Consider the following 23,562-nt stretch of genomic DNA (forward strand, 5'->3'; position numbering starts at 1 on the left):
GGCGCACCTGGGCCCGGTCCGACACCCGGTGGTGAGCCAGATGGTTCTCGGGACAGACCTCAGGCGGGGGAACGGCCGGGGGGTGGCGGCAGCGGTGGTCCTGTTCCTCGCCGCGGCCCTCACGGCGTGCAGCGACGAGAGCGGCGGCGGTGACACAAACCCGCCCACCCCCTCCGTGGAGCAGTCCACCAGCGCGGAGCCCAGCCCCACGGCTCCGGCCGATCCCGCGGCGGCCGAGCAGGAGATCAAGGAGAACTGGGAGAAGTTCTTCGACCCTGCCGTCGCACAGAAGGACAAGACGGCCGTCCTGGAGAACGGCGACCAGATGACCGAGGTCCTGGAAGGATTCAGCGGCGATCAGCGCGGCCAGCAGGTGAAGGCCGTCGTCGAGAAGGTCGAGTTCACCTCGCCGACCGACGCGAACGTGACGTACTCGCTGCTCCTGCAGGGCGCGACCGCGCTGCCGGGCGCCTCTGGAACGGCGGTCGAGCAGGACGGCACCTGGAAGGTGTCCGTGAAGACGCTCTGCGCACTGGTGACACTGAGCGGCAATGCGTCGCCGGGCCCGGGCTGCTGAGGCCCTCGCCGCGGGCCTGCTGCTCCTGCTGAGCGCGGCCTGCGGCAGCCGCCTCCCGGAGAGCGACTTCGAGAACCGGTCCACGCCCACCCGGCAGGGCGACACCGCCCCGATCCGAGTCGGCATCATCACCAGCGCCACCAGCCCCGTCGGCGGCTCAGCCTTCACCGGACCGCGCGACGGGGCGAAGGCCTACTTCGACCGGCTCAACGCGCGCGGCGGCATCGGCGGGCGGCCGGTCGAGGTGCGGCTGTGCGACGACGGGGGCAGCGGGGTCGGCAACAACGAGTGCGTGCACCGGCTCGTCGACGAGGACAAGGTCGTCGCCCTCGTCGCCACCACCGCCCTCGACTACGCGGGCGCCCCCCGCGTGTCCCACGCGCGCGTGCCCGACATCGGCGGTCAGCCCATCGGGCCGGCCTACGACACCTATCCGTACCTCTACGGGATCTACGGCAGCCTCGCGCCCCGCGCGGGCACGCCCGGCTGGGGCGGTGAGCTGTACGGCGGCACCGAGGTCTACCGCTACTTCAAGCGCGAGCAGGGCGCCCGCACCGCCGCCGTCGTCTCGTACAACCAGTCCGCCTCGGCCGCCTACGCCCGGCTCGTCGCCCAGGGACTGAAGGCCGAGGGCTACAAAGTCGTCGCCGAACAGGTCGACTTCGCGCTCCCCAACTTCCGTGCCGTCGCGGCCGACCTCAAGGAACAGGGCGCCGACCTCGTCTTCGACGCCCTCGACACGCATGGCAACGCCCAGCTCTGCGAGGCGATGGACGCCGTCGGGGCCTCGGTCATCGCCAAGGTCACCAACGTGCAGAACTGGACGTCCGCCGTTGCCTCGGACTACAAGGACTCTCCGCGCTGCCGCAACGCTCTGTGGGCCACCGGGGCCAGTCGCAACTACTCGGACACCGGGGATGCCGCCGTGCGGGAGTTCCGGGACGCGACGAAGGGGCTGAAGACCCACTCCCAGTGGCAGTTGGAGGGGTGGGCCGCCGCCATGTGGTTCTCGGACGCGGCCGAGTCCTGTGCGTCTACGGGGGTCACGCGCGAGTGTGTCGACCGGTTCATGAACCGGGGGGAGCCGTACAGCGCCGGCGGGTTGCTGATTCCGGTCGTGTACGACCGGCTGTCCGAGCCGCCTGCGACGCGCCGGACGTGTGTGTCGGTGGCGCGCTGGGAGGACGACCGGGGCTGGGTCTCCCAGGGGGACATGAACAGCAACTGTTTTGAGGTGCCGCAGCTGGGTTATCGGCCTTGAGGGGGGTGGCGGGGTGCGGGGGGTGGGTTTTTCGCCCCCTCCGCCCCTACCCGTCCCGTTCCTGGGGGCTCCGCCCCCAGACCCCCGTATCGGCCTGAACGGCCTCGTCCTCAAACGCCGGACGGGCTAAAGATTTTTAGCCCCTCCGGCGTTTGAGGAGCGGGGGTTTGGGGGCGGAGCCCCCAAGTGACGGGAATGGGTAGGGGCGGAGGGGGCGAAAAACCCACCCCCAGCCCAGCTCCCCCTTGCGGACAGCCGCTGTCCGCAAGGGCTGCCAGACTCGCATCCATGTTGGAGACATCGGCACGACTGCTGCGCCTGCTCTCGCTGCTGCAGGCCCATCGCGAATGGTCCGGGGCCGATCTGGCGGACCGGCTCGGGGTCACGCGCAGGACCGTGCGCCGCGACGTGGACCGGCTGCGCGAGCTGGGCTATCCCGTCAACGCCAGCCCCGGCACGGGCGGCGGCTATCAGCTGGGCGCGGGGGCCGAGCTGCCGCCGCTGCTCCTGGACGACGACGAGGCGGTGGCCGTGGCGGTCGGTCTGCGGACGGCCGCGGGGCAGGGCATCGAGGGCATCGGCGAGACCTCCGTACGGGCGCTCGCCAAGCTGGAGCAGGTGCTCCCGCACAGGCTGCGCCGCCGGGTGGGCGCCCTGAACGCGTTCACCGTACCGATGCTGCGCGGCCCGCAGCCGTCAGCCATCGACCCGGCCGTGCTCACCGAGCTGGCCAACCTCTGCAGGGACGCCGAACGGCTGCGCTTCGACTACCGCAGCCATGACGGAGTGTCGACCCGCCGTACCGTCGAACCGCACCGCCTGGTGTGCACCGAGTGGCGCTGGTACCTGGTCGCCTGGGACGTCGACCGCGAGGACTGGCGTACGTTCCGGGTGGACCGCATCACGCCCAGGCCGCCGCACGGACCCCGCTTCACGCCCCGTACGCCACCCGCCGAGGACCTGTCGGCGTACGTATCCAAAGGCGTCTCCACGCGCGCGTACGCCTCGCATGCCGTCATCAGGCTGCTGGTGCCCATGGAGGAGGCCGCCGCGCGGATCTCGCCCTCCGCCGGGACGCTGGAGACGGCAGGGAAGGACAGCTGCATCCTGCGCACCGGGGCCGCGAGCCTCGATGTGATGGTGCTTCATGTGATGATGACGGGCCTGGAGTTCGAGGTGATCGAACCCGCGGAGCTCAACGAGGCGATCAGGACGGCGCGGGACCGGCTGTCCCGGGCTCTGGAGCGGGCGCCGGAGCCGGGGACACCGCCGCGTACTCGGGATGGTGAAGGTCGAACGCCGGGGACTCGGAGCGGATCCGGGGCAGCGTGTTGAAGTTGTGCCTCGGTGGCGGACACGAGGTCGCCCACTCCAGGGAGCGGCCGAAGCCCCAGGGGTCGTCGACGTCGACCTTGGTGCCGTACTTGGCGGTCTTCCAGACGTTGTAGAGGAACGGCAGCGTGGAGATGCCCAGCAGGAACGCGCCGATCGTCGAGATGGTGTTGAGCGCCGTGAAGCCGTCGGCCGCGAGGTAGTCGGCGTACCGGCGCGGCATGCCCTCGGCGCCCAGCCAGTGCTGCACCAGGAACGTCGTGTGGAAGCCGACGAAGAGCGTCCAGAACTGGATCTTGCCGAGCCGTTCGTCGAGCATCTTGCCGGTGAACTTGGGCCACCAGAAGTAGAAGCCGCCGAAGGTCGCGAAGACGACGGTGCCGAAGACGACGTAATGGAAGTGGGCGACCACGAAGTACGAGTCGGTCACATGGAAGTCGAGGGGCGGCGAGGCCAGGATCACCCCGGTCAGGCCGCCGAACAGGAACGACACCAGGAAGCCGACGGCCCACAGCATGGGGGTCTCGAAGGACAGGGACCCCTTGAGCATCGTGCCGGTCCAGTTGAAGAACTTCACGCCCGTGGGCACCGCGATCAGGAACGACATGAACGAGAAGTACGGCAGGAGCACGGCGCCGGTCGCGAACATGTGGTGCGCCCACACGACCACCGACAGGCCGGTGATGGCCATCGTCGCGGCGACGAGCGTCAGATAGCCGAAGATCGGCTTCCGGCTGAAGACCGGCAGGATCTCCGTGATGATCCCGAAGAACGGCAGCGCGATGATGTAGACCTCGGGATGCCCGAAGAACCAGAACAGGTGCTGCCACAGCAGCGCCCCGCCGTTCGCCGCGTCGAACACCTGTGAGCCGAACCGCCGGTCCGCCTCGAGCACCAGCAGCGCCGCCGCCAGCACCGGGAACGCGAAGAGGATGAGGATCGAGGTGAAGAGCGTGTTCCAGGTGAAGATCGGCAGCCGGAACATGGTCATGCCGGGCGCGCGCATCCCGATGATGGTCGTGATGAAGTTGACCGCGCCGAGGATCGTGCCGAAGCCGGCCAGTGCGAGCCCCATGATCCACATGTCGGCGCCGATGCCCGGCGAGCGCTCCAGGCTGTTGAGCGGCGCGTAGGCGAACCAGCCGAAGGCGGCGGGACCGCTGGGTACCAGGAGCGAGCCGAGGACGATCAGGCCGCCGAAGAGGAACAGCCAGTACGAGAGCATGTTCAGCCGCGGGAAGGCGACGTCGGGGGAGCCGATCTGCAGCGGCATGATCTCGTTGGCGAAGCCGGCGAAGGTCGGGGTCGCGAACAGCAGCAGCATGATCGTGCCGTGCATGGTGAACATCTGGTTGAACTGGTTGTTGTCGATGAGCTGCAGACCGGGCCGGGCGAGTTCGGCGCGCATCAGCAGCGCCATCAGGCCGCCGGTCAGGAAGAACGCGAACGACGTGATCAGGTAGAGGTGCCCGATCTTCTTGTGATCGGTGGTGGTCAGCCAGTCGACGATCACGCGCCCCGGCTGCTTGATCCGTACGGGTCGCGCCGCCGCCTGCGCGGTGTCCGTCCCCATCGCTCGCCCCTTCGCGATCGCCTTCCGGGCCTGCTGAGCTCACGCCATGATGCTCGCGTCGCCCCGCGCTCCGACAGAGGGCGTGCGGGGGTTGTGTGCTGGAACCGTGTATTTCCTATGCGGCGTCAGCTTCCGGGACACGCCCCGGAATCGGAATGGAAAGGCCGCGCAGCACGACCGGCTCCGCACATTCCAATGGGCTATTCGGGACGGCGTCACCGTAGTCCCGAATTACGTTCGAAGGCGTGCGAAACACCTACCGAACCCCCCGTACGTGTGACGGAGTTCGGCTGAAACGCTTGTCGTGGTCCTGTGACAGAAATGTGACCGGTGAGGGATAAGAGGCGCATGGTGCGGGGTTGGGCTTCCCCACCGGCGAAGGGCCGCCTAACGTGGCGTTCATGGCACCCATTCCCACTCCTCCCGCAGAGCCCCAGGACAGTACGGAGACCTATGTCGGGCTGGAGGCGAGAAGCGCCGAGCGCCGTGCCCGGGAGCGCGGCTGGTCCACGGTGCGCTCGCTGCCGCCCGGCGCGATCATCACCATGGAGTACCGCGCGGGGCGGCTGAACTTCGAGGTCAGTGACGGCAGGGTGACCCGCTGCTGGAAGGGCTGACGGCGCCGCCGACGGACATACGCGAAGGCCCCCGGTTCGTCAGGAGCCGGGGGCCTTCGCGGTGCGGGGAGAGGCTGTGTGCGTACCGGCCCCGCGGGTTCTGTGTGCTCAGCCGCCTGCCGCGGGGCGGACCGGGGTGCTGCTGGTCGTGCGCGGTACGCGGTCCGCGTGCGGCGGCCGGCGGCTGCCGATCGGTGTGACCGGGGTGCGCTCGGAGCGGGTCGTGTGCGGGCCCGGGGCCAGGTAGACGGGCGCCCGGGGCGGGAGGGAACCGCTGACCGTCTCGCGCGCCGGAGCCTCCCCGTCCACGTCGGCGGGCTGCGTGACCATGACGGGCACGCCGACCGGAGCGGGCGCCTGGGCAGGCGCGGGACGGGCACGACGGGCACGCCAGGAGTCGCGCAGGGAGAAGATCCAGACCTCGGCGCGGGCGATCAGCGGCTCGACCCAGGGCAGCGCCAGCAGGATCAGCAGCCCCGCCGCCCAGCCCAGGACCACGTCGCTCAGCCAGTGCGTGCCGAGGTAGACGGTGGTCAGACCGACACCAAGGGAGACCACGGCGGAGACCGCGGACAGCCAGCGCCTGGCCCGCGGGGTCGAGGCCAGATAGGCCAGGATTCCCCAGGTCACGACGGCGTTCGCGGTGTGTCCCGAAGGAAATATATCGCCGCCGAGACCCATCTCGCTCGAGCCGATCGTGGTCGCGTAGTGCGGGCCGAGGCGGCCCATGCCGATCTTGGCGGCGCCGACCGTGATGTTCAGCAGCAGCAGCGAGGCGCCCAGCGTGAGCAGCGGGCGCAGGGTGTGCTGCCGCCAGGAGCGCCAGCCCAGCCAGGCGCAGACCATCACGGCGGTGGGGCCGCGCTGGCCGAGCACCACGTAGTAGTCGAGGAACGCGTGGATCTCCGGCCACTGCTGATAGGGCCGGAAGAACATGACCTGCCAGTCGAACCGGACCAGCCACGACGTGATCGCCACGGCCCACACAATGGCCAAGTAGAAGGCCAGGGTGGCTACGAAGAGCACAACCCTGTGCCGACTCATCTTCGGCACATCGATGTGGGCCGGTCGTTCCGGCTCACGGTCCAGCCGGGCGAAGACCCGGTCCAGACGCTTGAGGGTTCGTTCGGTACGCACTCAATCGACGTTACAGCGAGTGAGCTGCGTTCAAGGTCGAATCACTCGCTTTGTGATGACGATGTGATGTGGGATTCCTCTCAGGATGATGTCAATTTCCAATGAATCACTAATCCTCCCTGGCCAGACCCTTCAATTCCATCGATCAAGTGTGAGTTCGGTTTTATGTCTCTTATATTTCCGTTCACCTGGAACTGGTGTGGAATTCTCTGGCCGCTCACCGGGCGCCATGGAGTCGATCATGGCGGCCCGGTGCCGTTCAGCCAGAAGGCCCCGTAGGCCGCCGAGGCCGCCGCCACACCGCCGAGCACCAGCGCTGACCTGGGCGTACGCAGCCGGGACAGGGCCACCGCGAGGGGCAGCAGCAGGGGGAACGCGGGGAGCAGGAGGCGCGGTTTCGAGCCGAAGTAGCCCGACGCACAGAGGGCGAGCGCGGTGACGATCCCCGCGTACACCAGGAGCGGCAGCGGCTGGCCCTGCCGCAGGCATGTCACGTACAGCCACACCACCAGCGCGACCCCGACGACCAGTCCCAGGCCGGCCAGGGCGGAGGGGAAGGACGTGAACTTGTCGCCGACGAAGCGGGCGAAAGCGTACCCGCCGTCGAAACCGTTGCCCCACTGCGCCTGGACATCGAGGTAGCCCAGCGGCCCCCCGCCCGTGCGGTGGCCCACCCACAGGACGTACCCGGCGGCGCCGAGGGGCGCTAGGAGCATGCCGAGGGCGCGCCGCCACGCGGGGGCGCCGTCCGGATGCGGCGCGCTTCGATTCGGTACGTACGAGGTATCCCGCTGGGTCGGCGTGTCCCGTACGAACGAGGTGATCGCCGCCACCCACAGGGCCGCGACGACCGCGGCGCCCACCGGGCGGGTCAGGCCCGCGAGCGCGGCGAGCGTGCCCGCCGTCAGCCAGCGGCCGGTCAGTACCGCGTAGAGCGACCAGGCGGCGAGCGCCGTGAACAGGGATTCGCTGTACGCCATCGACTGCACGATGCCGATGGGCAGCACCGCCCACACGAGCACGGCGCAGACGCCGGCCCGGCGCCCGTACACATGGTCCGCGACCGCGAAGATCCCCCAGGCCGTGGCGAGCGAGGCCAGGGTGCTGACGAGCAGACCCGCGTCCGCGTACGACAGCGGGGTGAGCGCCGAGACGAGCCGTTCCAGCCAGGGCAGCAGCGGGAAGAACGCGAGGTTCGAGTGCACGTCGCCGTTCGGGAGGCGGACCTCGTAGCCGTAGCCGAGTTCGGCGACCCGGGTGTACCAGAGCGAGTCCCAGCGGGCGGTCAGCAGCGTGTGGGCGCTCTTGCCGTTCGCCGCGCTCCACACGGCCAGCGTGATGAGGCCCAGGGCGCGCACGGCCGCGTAACCCAGGAGGGCGGGCGCGGCCCGGCGCAGGGCGCCCGTGCGGGGCGGCGTCGCTACGGGCGTCTCAAGATCGGTCACGGGCTCGATTATCGGGGGCCCGCGGAACCGGGGGACCCGCCGGGGCGTGGTGCAGCAAGGGGGAGCCCGGCCCTTCGAGGCCCGGCGTGCCAGGTGGAGCGTGGCGTACGCCACACCCCGCTGAGTGGAACGTGAGAGGTCCGCCACGCGTCATCGGCTGGAACTCGCGTACGCTGACGGCTCACTCGCCTTTGTTGCGTGGGCCGGGATTCCGCTCTCCCAGGCCGCAACCGCAGGGAGTCCCCACCCCGCGGTCCCGCCGAACGCGGGGGAACATCTGGGAGGTAGTGCATGTCCGGGACGACTACGGCCGCTGCGCGATGCCGTCGGGAGACCGGGGCCGTTGCCAACCGCTGGGTCGTCCTCGTCGTCCTCTGCGTCAGCCTGCTCCTTGTCGCCCTCGACGCCACCGTGCTGCATGTCGCGGTACCGGCCGTCACCGAGGACCTCAAGCCCGGCGGGATAGAGCTGCTCTGGATCGTCGACGTCTACCCGCTCGTCTGCGCCTCGCTCCTCATCCTCTTCGGCACGTTGGGCGACCGCGTCGGCCGCCGCCGGATCCTCCTCCTCGGGTACGCGCTCTTCGGCGTCGCCTCCGGACTCGCGGCCCTCGCCGACAGCGCACAGGTCCTCATCGGCGCGCGCGCCCTGCTCGGCGTCGGCGGCGCGATGATCATGCCCGCGACGCTTTCCATCCTGCGCCAGGTCTTCCCCGACCGGCGGGAGCGGGCGCTCGCGATCGGTATCTGGAGCGCCGTGGCCGCCGTGGGCGCCGCGGTCGGGCCGCTCCTCGGCGGGTTTCTGCTGGAGCACTTCTGGTGGGGGTCCGTCTTCCTCATCAACATCCCGCTGATGCTGGTCAGCCTCCCCATCGGGCGACTGCTGCTGCCCGAGTCCAAGGGCGACGGGAAAGGGCCCTGGGACGTCGTCGGCGCGCTCATGGGCGCGGCCGCGCTGTTCGGAATCGTCCTCGGCGTGAAGCGGCTCGGCGGGGGTGAGGCGCCGTTCAGCCCGTTCACGTTGGTGCCACTGCTGGCGGGTGCGGCGCTGATGGTCGCCTTCGTACGTCGGCAGCGGCGGCGCGAACATCCGCTGGTCGATCTGCGGATGTTCTCCAGGCCCGCGTTCAGTACGTCCGTCTGCTGCATCGTGCTCGCCATGCTCGCCCTGGTCGGGCTCGAGCTGATCGCCGCCCAGTATCTGCAGCTCGTGCTCGGCCTTTCGCCGCTGGAGACCGGGCTGCGACTGCTGCCGCTCACCGTCGCGGCGATGGCGGCGGGGCTCGCCGGCGCGAAGATGCTGCGGCGGTTCGGGCCGCGCGCGATGGTCTGCTCCGGGTTCTGCATCACCGCGGCCGCGGTGATCACGCTCGTCCCGATGGGCGGGCGTGACAACACGGGGCTGCTGCTCTTCGGGTTCGTGCTTCTCGGGTTCGGGCTTGAGATGACGCTCTTCGGCGCGTACGAGTCGATGCTCAGCGAGGCTCCTCCGGCGCAGGCCGGCGGGGCCGCGGCGATCGGCGAGACCTCGTACCAGCTGGGCGCCGGGATCGGGATCGCGCTCCTGGGGAGTGTGATGAACGCTGCGTACACACCCCGGCTGTCGTCGGTGCCGGGCGTTCCGGCCTCGGATTCCAAGGCGGCGGGGCACTCTCTGGGGGAGGCGTACGAGGTTGCTGCGCGGCTTGGCGGGCATCCTGGTGCTGCCCTGCGGCATGCGGCTCGGGACTCCTTTGTGCACGGGCTGCATGTGACCCTGCTGGTCAGCGCGGGGCTGTTGCTGCTCGGGGCCGTTATGGCGCTGCGGTTGCCGCGGGTCATGGAGTGCGGGGCGCCTGCGGCGGGCTCGGCGGAGATTCCGGCGCCCCGGGAAGTCGCGTCGGCCCGCGTGCCTGTTTAGTTCTCCCGCCCGCGCACCGCCCGTGCGGCCTGGACAAGAAGTGCGGGTCTCCCGTGGGGGGTGCCCGCCGTCGGCGGCTGCCGGGTCGTGGACCTCTGGACGTACGGGACACTGCGTCGTAACGTCGGCGCCGTATTCGTAACTAGCGGCGCTAGTTTTAGAGTTCCGGAGGCTCTGCCATGTCCGCGTCCTCGAAGTTGCCCCCCTTCGACCCCGCCGACCCCCTCGGTATCGACGACCTTCTGGACGCGGAGGACCTGGCGATCCGCGACACCGTGCGGGCGTGGGCCGCGGACCGGGTGCTCCCTTACGTCGCCGAGTGGTACGAGAAGGGGGAGCTGCCCGGGATCCGGGAACTGGCACGGGAGTTGGGCGGGATCGGGGCGCTCGGGATGTCGCTCCAGGGGTACGGGTGTGCGGGAGCCAGCGCCGTGCAGTACGGGCTCGCCTGCCTCGAACTCGAGGCCGCCGATTCCGGGATTCGGTCCCTCGTTTCCGTGCAGGGATCGCTCGCAATGTACGCCATCCACCGGTTCGGGTCGGAGGAGCAGAAGCAGCGGTGGCTGCCCTCCATGGCCTCCGGTGACGTCATCGGGTGCTTCGGGCTCACCGAGCCCGACCACGGGTCCGACCCGGGGTCCATGCGGACGTATGCCAAGCGCGACGGCGGGGACTGGGTTCTCAACGGGCGGAAGATGTGGATCACCAACGGGTCCGTCGCCGGGGTCGCCGTGGTGTGGGCGCAGACCGACGACGGGATCCGCGGGTTCGTCGTGCCCACCGACGCGGCCGGGTTCTCCGCTCCGGAGATCAAGCACAAGTGGTCGCTGCGGGCCTCCGTCACCAGCGAGCTGATCCTGGACGACGTACGGCTGCCCGCCGATGCCGTGCTGCCGGAGGTCACCGGGCTGAAGGGGCCGCTGGCCTGTCTGTCGCACGCGCGGTACGGGATCGTGTGGGGTGCGATGGGCGCCGCGCGGGCCAGTTTTGAGGCCGCCGTCGAATACTCCAAGACGCGCGAGCAGTTCGGGCGGGCCATCGGCGGCTTCCAGCTCACCCAGGCCAAGCTCGCCGACATGGCCGTCGAACTGCACAAGGGGATCCTGCTCGCCCATCACCTGGGGCGGCGGATGGACGCGGGGCGGCTGCGCCCGGAGCAGGTCAGCTTCGGGAAGCTCAACAACGTGCGGGAGGCGATCGAGATCTGCCGGACCGCCCGCACCATTCTCGGCGCCAACGGCATCTCGCTCGAATACCCAGTGATGCGGCACGCCACGAACCTGGAGTCGGTGCTCACCTATGAGGGCACCGTCGAAATGCATCAACTCGTGCTGGGCAAGGCGCTCACCGGACTCGATGCCTTCCGGTAGGAACTCGCAACCCCGGAAGAACCCGCAAGGACCCCGGCAAGGCAGGGCCGGTGAGCGGCCCTGCCTCAGCTCTGGTTGAAGAAACCGTCCTGCGGACGGCTCGCGGCCTCGCCGCTGACGATCTCCGTGTTGGCAGGGGTCAGCAGGAAGACGCGGGTGGCGACCCGTTCGATCGTGCCGCGCAGGCCGAAGGTCAGACCGGCCGCGAAGTCCACCACGCGCTTGGCGTCGGCGGGTTCCATGGCCGTGAGGTTGATGATGACCGGGACGCCGTCCCGGAAGAGTTCGCCGATTCCACGTGCGTCCCGGAAGCTGTCCGGGGTGACCGTGCCGATCCGGCGGCCCTTTTCCTCCGCCGTCTCGGACGCGACCTTCACACGAGGGTCGGTGACCCAGGCATCGCCGGCCGCCTGGCCCTCGGCGTAGTTGTCGTCGTCGTAGTAACGCTCGTCATCGTTGTCGTCGACGAGGCCAAGCCAGGCACTCGCCTTGCGCACCGATCCCATGGACGCCTCCTCTCACAGCGGTCTTTCTTGCTTTCCGCATCCCCATGGTCGTCCATGATGCGGATGTCGCGCCAAGTGGATAGACGCCGCGCGGGGGTTTCGTGACGGTACTGGTGCACAGCGAATACGTCGAGAGCCCGCGTTTCCCAAGGGTCTTGCTGTGTACGGCTGCTGACTAGGAGTGAAATATGATTCTTCACGGCGTATGGGTGACGGGCGGTGCGTACGGGTGAACGGGGTGATCGATACGATGCCGCAGCTCAACGTCGTACAGGTCACGGGGGAGTGTCGTGTTCGGAATAGTCAGGCCCTGCCGGCACCGTCTCGGTGAGGGGCTGAAGACCCAGTGGATGGCGCATTTGTGCGGGCTGTGCCTCGCGCTGCGCGGGGACCACGGTCAGTTCGCCAGGGTCGTCACGAACTATGACGGCCTGCTGGTCTCGGTTTTGACGGAGGCTCAGGCCGCGCGCGCCACCGGGGGGCGGCGTACGGCGGGGCCCTGTCCCTTGCGCGGTATGCGCACCGCGTCCGTCGCGCAGGGCGAGGGCGCACGGCTCGCCGCCGCCGTCTCGCTGGTGCTGGCGTCGGCCAAGGTGCGCGATCACGTGGCGGACGGGGACGGGCTGTTGGCGCGCAAGCCGGTGGCGCTCGCCGCGCGCCGGGTCGCCAGGAGCTGGGGGCGCGCCGGTGCGCGTACCGGTTCGGCAGTCGGGTTCGACACCGCGGTGCTGGTCGACGCCGTGGACCGGCAGATCGGTGTCGAGGCGCTGGCCGGGCTCGGGACGCCGCTTCTGACGGTCACCGAGCCGACCGAGACCGCGACCGCCGCGGCCTTCGCGCACACCGCAGTCCTCGCCGGGCGACCGGGCAACGCCATGCCGCTCGCCGAGGCCGGGCGGCTCTTCGGACGGCTCGCGCATCTCCTGGATGCCGTGGAGGACAGGGAAACTGACGCCGCGTCGGGCGCCTGGAATCCGCTGACGGCCACCGGGACCTCGCTCGTGGAGGCGCGGCGGCTCGCGGACGACGCGCTGCACGGGATACGGCTGGCGCTGCGTGAGGTCGAATTCAGCGACGGCAGGCTCGCGCACACGCTGCTCGCGCACGAGCTGCGGAACTCCGTGGACCGCGCCTTCGGTACGAGCTCGTGCTCACACCGGTCGCATCAGGCCGATGTATACGGTCCGCCGACCGGACCGTACGCGCCGCCCGGCGGCCCGGGCGGACCGCCGCTTCCCCCGGAGCCGCCGCACCGCGACCGGCGCGGGCTCATCGTGGGCTGCCTGGTGTGGGCGGGGCTGGCCTGTACGTGCCAGATGTGCTGCGGCGAGTACGAGGACCCGTGGAGCCGGGAGCGCAGGGAAGGGCTCTGCAGTCAGTGCGACTGCGACTGCAGTGGGTGCGGTGACTGTTGCGAGTGCGGTGACTGCTGCGGCAATTGCTGCGACGGGTGCGACTGCGGGTGTGACTGCGGCGGCTGCTGAGGGTGGGTTCCGTCCCGTCACGTGTACGGGACGGAACCTGGGTTCGTCGGGAAGCGGCCGCCTCAGTCCTTGATCTCCTGCGGTGAGATCTCCGACTTCTCGATCTCCGAGCCGGTCGTGCCCCACTTCTTGAGGATCTTGTCGTACGTCCCGTCCGCGATGAGTTCGTTCACCGCGGCCTGGAAGGCGGGCGCCAGCTTCGTGCCCTTCTTGAAGGCGAAGCCGACGTCGAGGCGGTGGTACTCGCTGAGGAACTTCACGCCCTCCTGGTGGGCGACCGCGTAGCGCAGGCCGTTGATCGTGCTCATCACGATGTCGCTGCGGCCCTGTTGCAGCGAGGACCAGATCGCGCCCTGCTCGCTGTAGGTCTGCACCTTGTACGCGTCCTTGCCGGCGTCCGTGCAGACCTTCTTGTTGTCCTCCAGGGTCGCCTCGAAGGTCGTGCCCGCGGCGGTCGCGACGTTCAGGCCGCACAGCTGCTTCAGGTCGGTGATCTTCGTGAGTTTGCTGTCGTCGCGGGTGGCGAAGCCCTGGCCGTCGTTGATGTAGGTGACGAAGTCGATGGTCTTGCGGCGCTCGTCGGTCACGCCGAAGTTGCCGATGCCGAGGTCGTACTTGCCGCTGTCGAGGGCCGGCAGGATCGCCTCGAAGCTCGCGGCCTCGTAGTCCAGCTTGATGCCGAGGGTCTTCGCGACCGCGTTGGCGAAGTCGACGTCCTGGCCGGCGAGGGTCTTGCCGTCCTCCAGGTACGAGGTGCCCGGCGGCTGACCGGAGACGCTGACCGCGATGCTGAGACCGGTGGTCCCGGAGGGCAGCAACTTGGCCGCCGCCGCGTCCTTCTTGACGGACGAGAGCACGTCCGCCGTGGGGATTCCGTCGTTGTTGACCGCGGCCTGGGCGTCGGTTCCGCCGGAGCCCGTGCTTCCCGAGTCACCGGAACCGCACGCCGTGAGCAGCAGCGCCGCGGAGGTGACCAGGGCAAAGGGGATGAAATGGCGACTACGGGGTCGCGAGGGCGTACTCATGGCGTACGGATCTCCTGAGCAGGCGTAAGGCAGACGGAAGACAGGGAGAAGGCAGGCAGGGGGCAGCCGGGAAAAGCGGCGGGAAAAGTGAGTTCTGTGCGCGAGGGGAGCGCGGGAAACGCGTGTGAAGGCGTGGGCATCGGCGCTCAGACGGCGCCGGAGAAAAGCAGAAAGCGCCCGTCAGAGGGGGCGCCAGAGGTCAGCTCAACAGGAAGAGGACCACACTCGACCGAAGTCGATGTGGGAGCGCGTGACCAGCCACTGCTGCGAATGCATGGGGCAAGTGGAACAGGCATCCGTTTCCGCGTCAACTGACATGAGACGTAGCGCTCACAGTGTGGACACCCTTGACAGGGACGGGAAACGCCCCCGTACTCTCGACGGACGGCCATGCTGAGGGGCTCGGCCGTGGTGCGTCCTCGTGGCGCGCCGTGTGGTCCGTACGGTCCCTGTGGCCGTGCGGCCCGTGTGAAGGCACCACCGTGTTCGACTCGACGCATCACGGAGCCTTCGCATGTCCTCCGACACCCTTACCAAGGTGGCCGCACCGGAAGATGCGGTGCCTTTGCGCATCGTCCCGCAGCGCCGCCTGGGCCAGTGGACCGCCGCCGTCGTCGTCCTGGTCCTGCTCGGGCTCGCCCTCAACTCCGTAGTGCGCAATGACGCGTTCCAGTGGGACGTCGTGGGCGACTACTTCACGACCGCCGCGGTCCTGCGCGGACTCTGGCTCACCCTCTGGCTGACCGCGCTCGTGATGGCGCTCGGCTTCGCCCTCGGCACCCTGCTCGCCGCGTTCCGGCTCTCCACCAACCCCGTGCTGCGGGCGGTGAGTTGGGGATACGTCTGGCTGTTCCGGTCGATGCCGATCCTGGTGCAGTTGCTGTTCTGGTTCAACATCGGAGTGCTGTACCCGGAGATCCTCGGGATCAAGACGGTGAACCTGCTCGGCCCGGTCACCGTCGCCATCGTCGGCCTCACCCTGCACGAGGCCGCGTACGCCGCCGAGGTGGTGCGCGGCGGCATCCTCTCCGTCGACCGCGGCCAGATCGAGGCCGCGCAGGCGCTCGGGCTGAGCCGCTGGCGCCGCTGGTGGAAGATCGTGCTGCCGCAGGCGATGCGCTCCATCGTGCCGCCGGCCGGGAACATGCTGATCGGCACCCTCAAGGGCACCTCCATCGTCAGCGTCATCGCCGTACAGGACCTGCTCTACTCGGTCCAGCTCGTCTACCACCGCACCTACCAGGTCATGCCCCTGCTGATGGTGGCCACCCTCTGGTACGTCATCGTCACCTCGGTGCTCAGCGTCGGCCAGTACTACGTGGAGCGGCACTATGCGCGCGGTTCGGAGCGCACCCGATGAGCGCCGGGCGGCCCTCGCTGGTGATCGTGGGCGCCGGGCCGCGGGGGACCGGTGTCCTGGAGCGGATCGCCGCCAACCTGCCTGAGCTGTACGGCGATTCGGGGTCGCAAGGCGCGCAGGGCTCGGTGGGCTCCGGGAGTTTCGGGGGCTCCGAGGGTTTCGACATCCATCTCGTCGACCCCTATCCGCCGGGCGGCGGGCGCATCTGGCGCGAGGAGCAGTCGTCGCTGCTGTGGATGAACTCGCAGGCCCAGGACGTCACGATGTTCACCGACGAGACCGTGGCCATGGACGGGCCGGTGCTCGAAGGTCCCACGCTGCACGAGTGGGCGGGCCTCGACGGGCGGGTCTTCGCGGACCGGCAGCGCCAGGGCACGTACCTGCGCTGGGTGTACGAACGGGCCGTGGACGCCCTGCCTCCGGGCGTCCGGGTCCAGCACCACCCGCGCCGGGCCCTGCGTGTCGACGGGCCCCGTGGCGGCCGCCAGCAGGTGTGGCTGGAGGGTCGGCCGGAGCCGCTTCTCGCCGACCTCGTGGTCCTGGCGCTCGGTCATCTCGACGCCGAACTCGACGACGAGCAGCGGGACTTGGCGGCGTACGCCGAGCGTCACGGGCTGGTGCATCTGCCGCCGGACTTCACCGCCGACAGTGACCTGTCCGCGCTGGAGGCGGGCGAACCCGTCCTCGTGCGCGGCTTCGGGCTCGCCTTCGTCGACCTGATGGTGCTGCTGACGGAGGGGCGCGGCGGACGCCATGAGGGGGAGACGTACGTCCCGTCCGGGCGTGAGCCGATCCTGTACGTCGGCTCCCGGCGCGGGGTGCCCTACCACTCCAAGATCGGTTACGGCTGGGAGGGTGAACGGCCGCCGCTGCCAAGGTTCTTGGGGCCCGCGGAGATCGACGAACTGCTGGCGCGCCCGGAGGGGTTCGACTTCCGGCGGGATGTCCAGCCGCTGATCGAGAAGGAGCTGGGGTTCGCGCACTACCACCGGCTGTTCGCGGCACACCCCGAGCGGACGCGGATGGCCTGGACGGACTTCGAGGAGAAGTACGCGGCCACGGACACCGCCGAGATCCAGGCACTGGTGGCGTCCGCCGTTCCCGACCCCGCCGACCGGCTCGACCTCGCCGCCCTCGACCACCCGCTGGACGGGGTGCGGTACACCTCGCAGGAGGAACTCCAGAGGGGCCTGCGCGCGTACATCGAAGGCGATCTGACGCAGCGTCATGACCCGTCGAACAGCCCGGACCTGGCCGTCTTCCTCGGGCTGCTCTCCGTATACGGTCAGTTGGTCCGGCTCGGTGACATCGGCCCGTGGTGGCACGGCTTCTTCAGCTATCTCGCGTCGGGGCCGCCCGGGCCTCGGCTGCGGCAGATGCTGGCCCTGTCGCGGGCCGGGATCCTGAGGTTCGTGGGCGCGGACATGACGGTCACCGCCGAGGACGGGGTCTTCCGGGCGGGCAGCGCCACGGTGCCGGACGCGACGGTCGAGGCCCGCGCGCTCGTCGAGGCACGGCTGCCGCACCCCACGGTCGAGCGCACCAGCGACTCGCTGCTGCGTGAGCTGTACGCCGACGGGGCCGCCGCGACCCCCGAAGGGCTGCTCGCCGTGGACCCCTCCGACGGGCGGGTCCTGGACCGCTCCGGCACCCCGCACCCCCGGCGTTTCGCGCTCGGCCCGCACACCGACGCCCGCGGCTCGGGGGCGTTCACCCGGCCGCGTACCGGAGGTCCGGCCTTCCGGCAGAACGACGCGGCGGCGCGTGCCGTGCTGGCGTTCCTGCGCGCGCTGTCCTGTCGGGCCGCGGCCTGAAGTTCCGGCCCTTACGCCGTAGTTCGGACCATTCCACCGCACCCGCCCGGCGTTCCGCTCATGTCCCATCACGCCCCCGAGGAACCCCCATGTCTCTGACCAGTGATCCACCCCGCACCAAAACGGCCCCCGAACCGGAGGATCTCGGCGCGCTCACGGTGGTGCCTGTCCGGCACCCCTGGCGCTGGGCCGCCGTCGTCGCGACCGCCGTACTGCTCGCGCAGTTCGCGCACGGGCTTGTCACCAACGCCGGCTGGGAATGGGAGGTGTTCGCCGACTACTTCGCGGCGGACGTGGTTCTCAAGGCCGTCTGGGTCACGCTCCAACTCACCTTCTACGGCACGGCGTTGGGCTTCGCGCTCGGCATCGTGCTGGCCTTCATGCGGCTGTCGCAGAGCCGGTTCCTCAAGGCCGTCGCCTTCGGCTATGTCTGGGCGTTCCGGTCGATCCCGCTCATCGTCCAGCTCTTGTTCTGGTTCAACCTGGCCTACCTGTACCCGGAGTTGCAGTTCGGGATCCCCTTCGGGCCGGGGTTCTTCTCCTTCGACACGATGGGCCTGGTCGGGGCGATGAGCGCGGCCGTGCTGGGACTGGCCCTGCACCAGGCCGCGTATGCCGCGGAGATCGTGCGCGGGGGCGTACTGGCCGTGGACGGTGGGCAACTGGATGCGGCGGCCGCGCTGGGCATCCCGAAGCTGCGGCAGATCCGGCGGATCGTGCTGCCGCAGGCGATGCGCTCGATCCTGCCGAACGCCGCCAACGAGGTGATCTCCCTCTTCAAGGGAACCTCCATCGTCTCCGTCATGGCGATCGGCGAACTCTTCTACCAAGTCCAGGTCATCTACGGGCGCAACGGCAGGGTCGTACCCCTCCTGATGGTCGCCACCGCCTGGTACATCCTCCTGACCAGCGCACTCTCCGTCCTCCAGTACTACGTCGAACGTCACTACGCCAAGGGAGCCGTCCGATGAGCGCGCCCACGAACTCCGCCATGGTCGACATCAAGTCCGTCCACAAGAGCTTCGGTTCGCTGGAAGTGCTCAAGGGGGTCGACCTCGAAGTGCGGACCGGAGAGGTCACCGTCGTCCTCGGCCCGTCCGGGTCCGGCAAGTCGACCCTGCTGCGCACCATCAACCACCTGGAGAAGGTCGACCAGGGCTGGATCAGCGTCGACGGCACCCTCGTCGGCTACCGGCGCTCCGGCGACAAGCTGTACGAGCTGCGCGAGCGCGAGATCCTCAAGCAGCGCACGCAGATCGGCTTCGTCTTCCAGAACTTCAACCTCTTCCCGCACCTCACCGTGCTGGACAACATCGTCGAGGCGCCGGTCTCCGCGCTGAAGCGGCCCCGCAAGGACGCCGTCGAGACCGCGCGGAAACTGCTCGAGCGGGTCGGGCTCTCCGACAAGGCCGACGCCTACCCCAAGCAGCTCTCCGGCGGTCAGCAGCAGCGGGTCGCCATCGCCCGCGCGCTCGCCCTGGAACCGAAGCTGCTGCTCTTCGACGAGCCGACCTCCGCGCTCGACCCCGAGCTGGTCGGCGAAGTCCTCGACGTCATCAAGGACTTGGCCCACCAGGGCACCACGATGATCGTGGTCACGCACGAGATCGGCTTCGCCCGAGAGGTCGCCGACACCGTTGTCTTCATGGACGACGGCCGCGTCGTCGAGCAGGGCGCCCCCGGCGACGTACTCGACAAGCCGCAGCACGAACGGACCCGGGCGTTTCTGTCCAAGGTCCTCTGAAGCCCCGTTTCTTCTGGAACGGCTCTTGAAATCCCTTAACACTCATAGGAGTTCGCCCATGCTGTCCCGACGCACCTTCGCAGCCTCCATCGCCGCCCTTGTCACCGCTCCGCTGCTCAGCGCCTGCGGCGGTGACAGTGACGCGGCGACCGGGACGGGCGGCTCGGACACCAAGAAGGTCGGCAACATCAACATCGGTCCCGACCAGAACCGCGTCCGCGGCAAGAAGGTCGACGAGATCGCCGCGCTCGTGCCGGCGGCCGTCCGTGAGCGCGGCACGCTGAAGCTCGGCCAGAGCGCCGACGCCTCGCCGCCACTCGGGTTCTACGCGACCGACGACAAAACCCGGATCGGCTCGGAGATCGACCTCGCGACGCTCGTCGCGGACACTCTCGGCCTCAAGCTCGACAACGAGGAGGTCTCCTGGGAGAACCTCTTCGTCGGGCTCGACAGCGGCAAGTTCGACGCCGTGTTCTCCAACGTCACCGTCACCGAGGAACGCAAGGAGAAGTACGACTTCGCGACCTACCGCCTCGACAACATCGCGTTCGAGGCGAAGAAGGGCGTCGACTGGACGGTCAAGGAGCCCAAGGACGTCGCGGGCAAGACCATCGCCGTCTCCTCCGGCACCAACCAGGAGAAGATCCTCGTCGACTGGAGCAAGCAGAACGAGGACGCCGGTCTGAAGCCCGTGGACATCAAGTACTTCCAGAAGGACACGGACTACTACTTGGCGCTGCAGTCGGGACGTATCGACGCGTATCTCGGCCCGAGCCCGTCCGCGGCGTACCACGTCTCGTCCGCCGGGCAGACCGAGGTCGTCGGCACTCTCTCCGGAGCCGGCGACAAGCTCCAGGGCAAGATCGCGGCCACCACGAAGAAGGACAGCGGCCTCGTGGACGCCTACGCGGCAGCCATCGACCACGTGATCGAGAACGGCCAGTACGCCGAGGTGCTCAAGCGCTGGGGGCTGACGACCGAGGCCGTCGAGAAGTCCGAGATCAACCCTCCGGGCCTGCCGAAGACCGAGTCGTAGTCCATGTGGGTGGCGGCGGGATCCGCACAGATCCCGCCGCCTCCTCGCTCCCCGCTGAAAGGTTCTCCTCAATGACCGCACCGAACGGCCGGGCGCTTCTGCATCTGGCCGCGGCCCTCGACCAGCAGGCGGCCTACGATGCCGCCTCCCATGTGGAGTTGGCGCAGCTCGCGGAGCGTGGGGCGTTCGACTTCGTGACGCTCGGTGACACCTTCGCGCGTCCGGGGCCCGACGCGCTCGCCGTGCTTGCGCGGGTCGCGCCCGTCACCCGCCGGGTCGGTCTGGTGCCGACCGTGACCACCACGCACACCGAGCCCTTCCATGTGCAGGCGGCCGTGGCGACCCTCGACTGGGTCAGTCATGGGCGGGCCGGCTGGCAGATCGACGTGTCGACGTCCGAGGGCGAGGCGCGGCTGTTCGGCCGGCGGCACGCCGCGCCCGCCGACGCACTGTGGCGGGAGGCCGGTGAAGTCGCCGACGTGGCCGCCCGGTTGTGGGACAGCTGGCAGGACGACGCCGAGATACGCGACGAGTCGACAGGCCGCTTCATCGACCGGGACAAGCTGCACTACGTCGACTTCGAGGGGCCGACCTTCTCGGTGAAGGGCCCCTCGATCGTGCCGCGCCCGCCGCAGGGTCACCCCGTCCGGGTCGTCGACGCGACCGAGGGTCACGCCCGGCAGACCGCGGCCCGGTACGCCGATGTGGCGCTCGTACGGGTCGCGCGCCCGGCGCAGGCCCGCGCCGTACGGGCCGAACTGCGGGAAGGGGCCGCCCGGTTCGGGCGCGACCCCGACGACCTGCGCGTCCTCGCCGGACTCACCGTCGACCTCGGTGACGGCGAGCACGCGGCCGAGCCGGGCCACGGCGGCGGCGGACCCCGGCAGACCGCCCAGGGCCCGCTGTACCGGGGCGGCCCCGTCGACCTCGCCGACCTGATCGCCTCCTGGCACGCCGCCGACGCCGCCGACGGCTTCCACCTCACGCCCGTCGAACCACTCCGTGACCTGGAACGGCTCGTCAACGGAACGGTGGCGCTGCTCCAGCACCGCGGCCTGTTCCGCACCTTCTATCCGGGCAGCACGCTCCGGGAGCATCTGGGGCTCGCCCGGCCCGCCAACCAGTACGCCGTGGCAGGGGGAACGTCATGACCGTACGCAAGCAGCTGCACCTCGCCGCCCACTTCCCGGGCGTCAACAGCACCACCGTGTGGGCCGATCCCCGGTCGAAGTCCCAGATCGACTTCGCGTCCTTCGAGCACCTCGCGCGCACCGCCGAGCGCGGTCTCTTCGACTTCTTCTTCCTCGCCGAGGGGCTGCGGCTGCGCGAGCACCGGGGACGTATCCATGACCTGGACGTCGTGGGACGGCCCGAGTCGATCACCGTGCTCAACGCGCTCGCGGCCGTCACTGAGCGGCTCGGGCTCGCCGCCACGGTCAACGCGACCTTCAACGAGCCCTACGAACTCGCCCGCAGGTTCGCCACGTTGGACCATCTGAGCGGGGGCCGGGCCGCCTGGAACGTGGTGACCTCCTCCGACGCCTTCACCGGCGAGAACTTCCGCCGCGGCGGCTTCCTCGACCGCGCGGACCGCTACACCCGCGCCGCCGAATTCCTCGCCACGGCAAGGGAGTTGTGGGACTCCTGGACGCCGGAGGGGCTCCCTCGCCCCTTCGCGCACCGGGGCGAACACTTCGACATCGCGGGCGAGTTCGGCCTGCCGCGCTCCCCGCAGGGGCACCCCGTCGTCATCCAGGCCGGGGACTCCCCGGATGGCCGTGAGTTCGCCGCGTCCGCCGCCGACGTGATCTTCACGCGGCACGGGAGCCTGGAGGCGGGCCGGGAGTTCTACGCCGATGTGAAGGGGCGGCTCGCGAGGTACGGGCGGGCGCCCGAGGACCTGAAGATCATGCCCGGGGTCACCGTCGTGCTCGGGGACACGGCCGCCGAGGCGCAGGAGCGGGCGGCCGACATCCGCCGCCTGCAGGTCTCGCCGCAGAACGCGATCCTCGCCCTGGAGCAGATCTGGGGCGTCGACCTCTCCTCGTACGACCCCGACGGGCCCCTTCCGGACATCGACCCGGATTCGGAGTCGGCCCTGGTGCAGGGGCGCGTGAAAATCGCCGACCCCTTCGCGATCGCCGAGAAGTGGCGGGCCCTGTCGCGGGAGAAGGGCCTGTCCATCCGGCAGACCGTGATCGAGGCGAGCGGCCGGCAGTCCTTCATCGGCACTCCGGAGTCCGTCGCCGCCGAGCTGGACGAGTTCGTGACCAACGACGCCGCCGACGGCTTCATCCTCGTACCGCATCTGACACCCGGCGGCCTCGACGAGTTCGTGGACCGGGTGGTGCCGCTGCTCCAGGAGCGCGGCGCGTTCCGTACGGAATACACGGGCACGACGCTGCGCTCACACCTCGGGTTGCCGGATCCGGTGTGGAAGGGTTGATCACATGACGACGGACGCATCCGAGGACTGGAAGCACTGGCACGAGCACCGCGACGAATCGGTGTCCGCGCCCTACGGACCGCTCACGCTCACGGGCACGTACTGGATCGAGGACCATCCGGAAGGGCAACTTCCGGGCATCCCGGGACGGTGGACCGCCGGGGACGACGCGGTCGTACTGACGGCGACGGCCGAGGACGGTCTCACCGTCGACGGGGAGCCCTTCACCGGCGAGGTGACGCTCGGCGCCGATCTCGGTCCGGCGGACGGGGCCCGCGTCGGGCGCGGCGAGCGCCGGTTCGTCGTCCTCGTGCGGGAAGGGGTCTGGGGCGTACGCGACTTCGACCCCGGCTCACCCGCACGGCAGGCGTTCAAGGGCATCGACGCGACCGGGTACGACCCGCGCTGGTCGGTGCCGGGGCACTTCACGCCGTACGGCGAGGGCCGCACCGTACGCGTCGAGAACGCGGACGGACAGGCGCGCGGTCTTGGGCTGGGCGGGGTGCTCGCCTTCACCCTCGACGGACAGGACCTCACGCTTCAGGTCTCGGTCGAGGGCGACGGCTCGCTCTGGGCCGTGTTCGCCGACTCCACGAGCGGGGAGAGCAGTTACCGCTTCCGGTTCCTGCGGCCCGCGGCGCCCGACGCCGAGGGGCGTACGACGGTGGACTTCAACCGGGCCGTGCTCCCGCCGTGCGCCTTCGCGGACCACTTCATCTGCCCGTTCCCGCCGCCCGGGAACACCCTGGGCACGGCGGTCGAGGCGGGGGAGCGGAACCTGCTCTGAGACGCCCGGTTTCCGGCATGCGCGCGCCGACGGTGGTCTTCGTCGGCGCGCGTTCGTGTGCTCGTATTCCGCCGCCCCGTGCATCCGCCGTGTGCATGACAGGAATACGCCATTCTGGGCCGGCGCGCCGTCTGTTGAGCTTCGGCATC

The 23,562-nt window shown here is 69.7% G+C and carries 19 protein-coding genes and 1 pseudogene; 15 read left to right on the top strand and 5 right to left on the bottom strand.

Translation table 11 applies throughout. The features are described from left to right. Positions 1–40: 40 nt before the first annotated feature. The 3 genes from OG246_RS22765 (at position 41) to OG246_RS22775 (ending at position 3,173) form a co-directional block, all read left to right on the top strand. Positions 41–577 (top strand): hypothetical protein, encoded by a 537-nt coding sequence (locus tag OG246_RS22765; protein ID WP_266466549.1) that lies wholly within the window; start codon positions 41–43, stop codon positions 575–577. Next, a complete protein-coding gene (locus tag OG246_RS22770) occupies positions 552–1,838 on the top strand; it encodes an ABC transporter substrate-binding protein (RefSeq protein ID WP_266466552.1) in 1,287 nt (428 codons plus the stop codon). Before OG246_RS22765 ends, OG246_RS22770 begins: the two co-directional genes overlap by 26 nt. 288 nt (positions 1,839–2,126) lie before the next feature. Then, positions 2,127–3,173 (top strand): YafY family protein, encoded by a 1,047-nt coding sequence (locus OG246_RS22775; protein WP_266466555.1) that lies wholly within the window; start codon positions 2,127–2,129, stop codon positions 3,171–3,173. Here OG246_RS22775 and ctaD read toward each other — a convergent pair. Next, positions 3,097–4,743: pseudogene (gene ctaD / locus OG246_RS22780) on the bottom strand (cytochrome c oxidase subunit I); the annotation flags it as partial. The gene OG246_RS22775 and the pseudogene ctaD sit on opposite strands and share 77 nt — an antisense overlap. A 401-nt stretch (positions 4,744–5,144) precedes the next feature. On the opposite strand from ctaD, the gene OG246_RS22785 reads away from it, so the two are divergent. Continuing rightward, positions 5,145–5,360, top strand: coding sequence for an I78 family peptidase inhibitor (locus OG246_RS22785; RefSeq protein WP_266466558.1), 216 nt, complete (start codon positions 5,145–5,147; stop codon positions 5,358–5,360). A 108-nt stretch (positions 5,361–5,468) separates the two neighbouring features. On the opposite strand, the gene OG246_RS22790 is transcribed toward OG246_RS22785, so the two are convergent. After that, the gene (locus OG246_RS22790; protein WP_266466562.1) at positions 5,469–6,497 is read right to left on the bottom strand and encodes a phosphatase PAP2 family protein; all 1,029 of its coding nucleotides are present in this window, start codon (positions 6,495–6,497) and stop codon (positions 5,469–5,471) included. 239 nt (positions 6,498–6,736) lie between these two features. Further along, a complete protein-coding gene (locus OG246_RS22795; RefSeq protein WP_266466566.1) occupies positions 6,737–7,942 on the bottom strand; it encodes a glycosyltransferase family 39 protein in 1,206 nt (401 codons plus the stop codon). A 291-nt stretch (positions 7,943–8,233) separates the two neighbouring features. Here OG246_RS22795 and OG246_RS22800 point away from each other — a divergent pair, with 291 nt between their 5' ends. Next, entirely contained in the window at positions 8,234–9,841 is a 1,608-nt protein-coding gene (locus OG246_RS22800) for an MFS transporter (protein WP_266466570.1), read from the top strand. Between the two features lie 179 nt (positions 9,842–10,020). Beyond that, a complete protein-coding gene (locus OG246_RS22805; protein ID WP_266466573.1) occupies positions 10,021–11,211 on the top strand; it encodes an acyl-CoA dehydrogenase family protein in 1,191 nt (396 codons plus the stop codon). Between the two features lie 65 nt (positions 11,212–11,276). On the opposite strand, the gene OG246_RS22810 is transcribed toward OG246_RS22805, so the two are convergent. Next, positions 11,277–11,717: a cell division protein SepF gene (locus OG246_RS22810; protein WP_266466576.1), complete on the bottom strand. Its 441-nt coding sequence runs from the start codon at positions 11,715–11,717 to the stop codon at positions 11,277–11,279. 290 nt (positions 11,718–12,007) lie between these two features. On the opposite strand from OG246_RS22810, the gene OG246_RS22815 reads away from it, so the two are divergent. After that, complete coding sequence (locus OG246_RS22815) at positions 12,008–13,201, top strand: DUF5685 family protein (RefSeq protein ID WP_266466579.1); 1,194 nt, start codon at positions 12,008–12,010, stop codon at positions 13,199–13,201. Between the two features lie 62 nt (positions 13,202–13,263). Here OG246_RS22815 and OG246_RS22820 read toward each other — a convergent pair whose 3' ends face one another. Next, a complete protein-coding gene (locus OG246_RS22820) occupies positions 13,264–14,226 on the bottom strand; it encodes an ABC transporter substrate-binding protein (protein ID WP_266466582.1) in 963 nt (320 codons plus the stop codon). 514 nt (positions 14,227–14,740) lie between these two features. Between OG246_RS22820 and OG246_RS22825 the strand changes: the two genes are divergently transcribed. The 8 genes from OG246_RS22825 to OG246_RS22860 all read left to right on the top strand — a co-directional run bounded on the left by OG246_RS22825 (position 14,741) and on the right by OG246_RS22860 (position 23,413). Then, the gene (locus OG246_RS22825; RefSeq protein ID WP_266466586.1) at positions 14,741–15,586 is read left to right on the top strand and encodes an amino acid ABC transporter permease; all 846 of its coding nucleotides are present in this window, start codon (positions 14,741–14,743) and stop codon (positions 15,584–15,586) included. Further along, positions 15,583–17,400, top strand: a complete 1,818-nt coding sequence (locus tag OG246_RS22830; protein WP_266466589.1) for an FAD/NAD(P)-binding domain-containing protein — start codon at positions 15,583–15,585, stop codon at positions 17,398–17,400. Before OG246_RS22825 ends, OG246_RS22830 begins: the two co-directional genes overlap by 4 nt. 89 nt (positions 17,401–17,489) lie before the next feature. Continuing rightward, positions 17,490–18,371, top strand: coding sequence for an amino acid ABC transporter permease (locus OG246_RS22835; protein ID WP_266466592.1), 882 nt, complete (start codon positions 17,490–17,492; stop codon positions 18,369–18,371). Then, positions 18,368–19,144, top strand: a complete 777-nt coding sequence (locus tag OG246_RS22840; protein WP_323178328.1) for an amino acid ABC transporter ATP-binding protein — start codon at positions 18,368–18,370, stop codon at positions 19,142–19,144. Before OG246_RS22835 ends, OG246_RS22840 begins: the two co-directional genes overlap by 4 nt. A gap of 58 nt (positions 19,145–19,202) precedes the next feature. Then, complete coding sequence (locus OG246_RS22845) at positions 19,203–20,180, top strand: ABC transporter substrate-binding protein (RefSeq protein ID WP_266466595.1); 978 nt, start codon at positions 19,203–19,205, stop codon at positions 20,178–20,180. Positions 20,181–20,251: 71 nt separating this feature from the next. Further along, positions 20,252–21,331, top strand: coding sequence for an LLM class flavin-dependent oxidoreductase (locus OG246_RS22850; RefSeq protein ID WP_266466599.1), 1,080 nt, complete (start codon positions 20,252–20,254; stop codon positions 21,329–21,331). Next, on the top strand, positions 21,328–22,626 hold the full coding sequence (locus tag OG246_RS22855) for an NtaA/DmoA family FMN-dependent monooxygenase (protein ID WP_266466602.1): 1,299 nt from the start codon (positions 21,328–21,330) through the stop codon (positions 22,624–22,626). Before OG246_RS22850 ends, OG246_RS22855 begins: the two co-directional genes overlap by 4 nt. Before the next feature lie 4 nt (positions 22,627–22,630). After that, entirely contained in the window at positions 22,631–23,413 is a 783-nt protein-coding gene (locus OG246_RS22860) for a DUF1684 domain-containing protein (RefSeq protein WP_266466605.1), read from the top strand. The last annotated feature ends 149 nt before the right edge of the window (positions 23,414–23,562 follow it).

Source organism: Streptomyces sp. NBC_00620, from assembly GCF_026341825.1.
Lineage (GTDB): Bacteria > Actinomycetota > Actinomycetes > Streptomycetales > Streptomycetaceae > Streptomyces.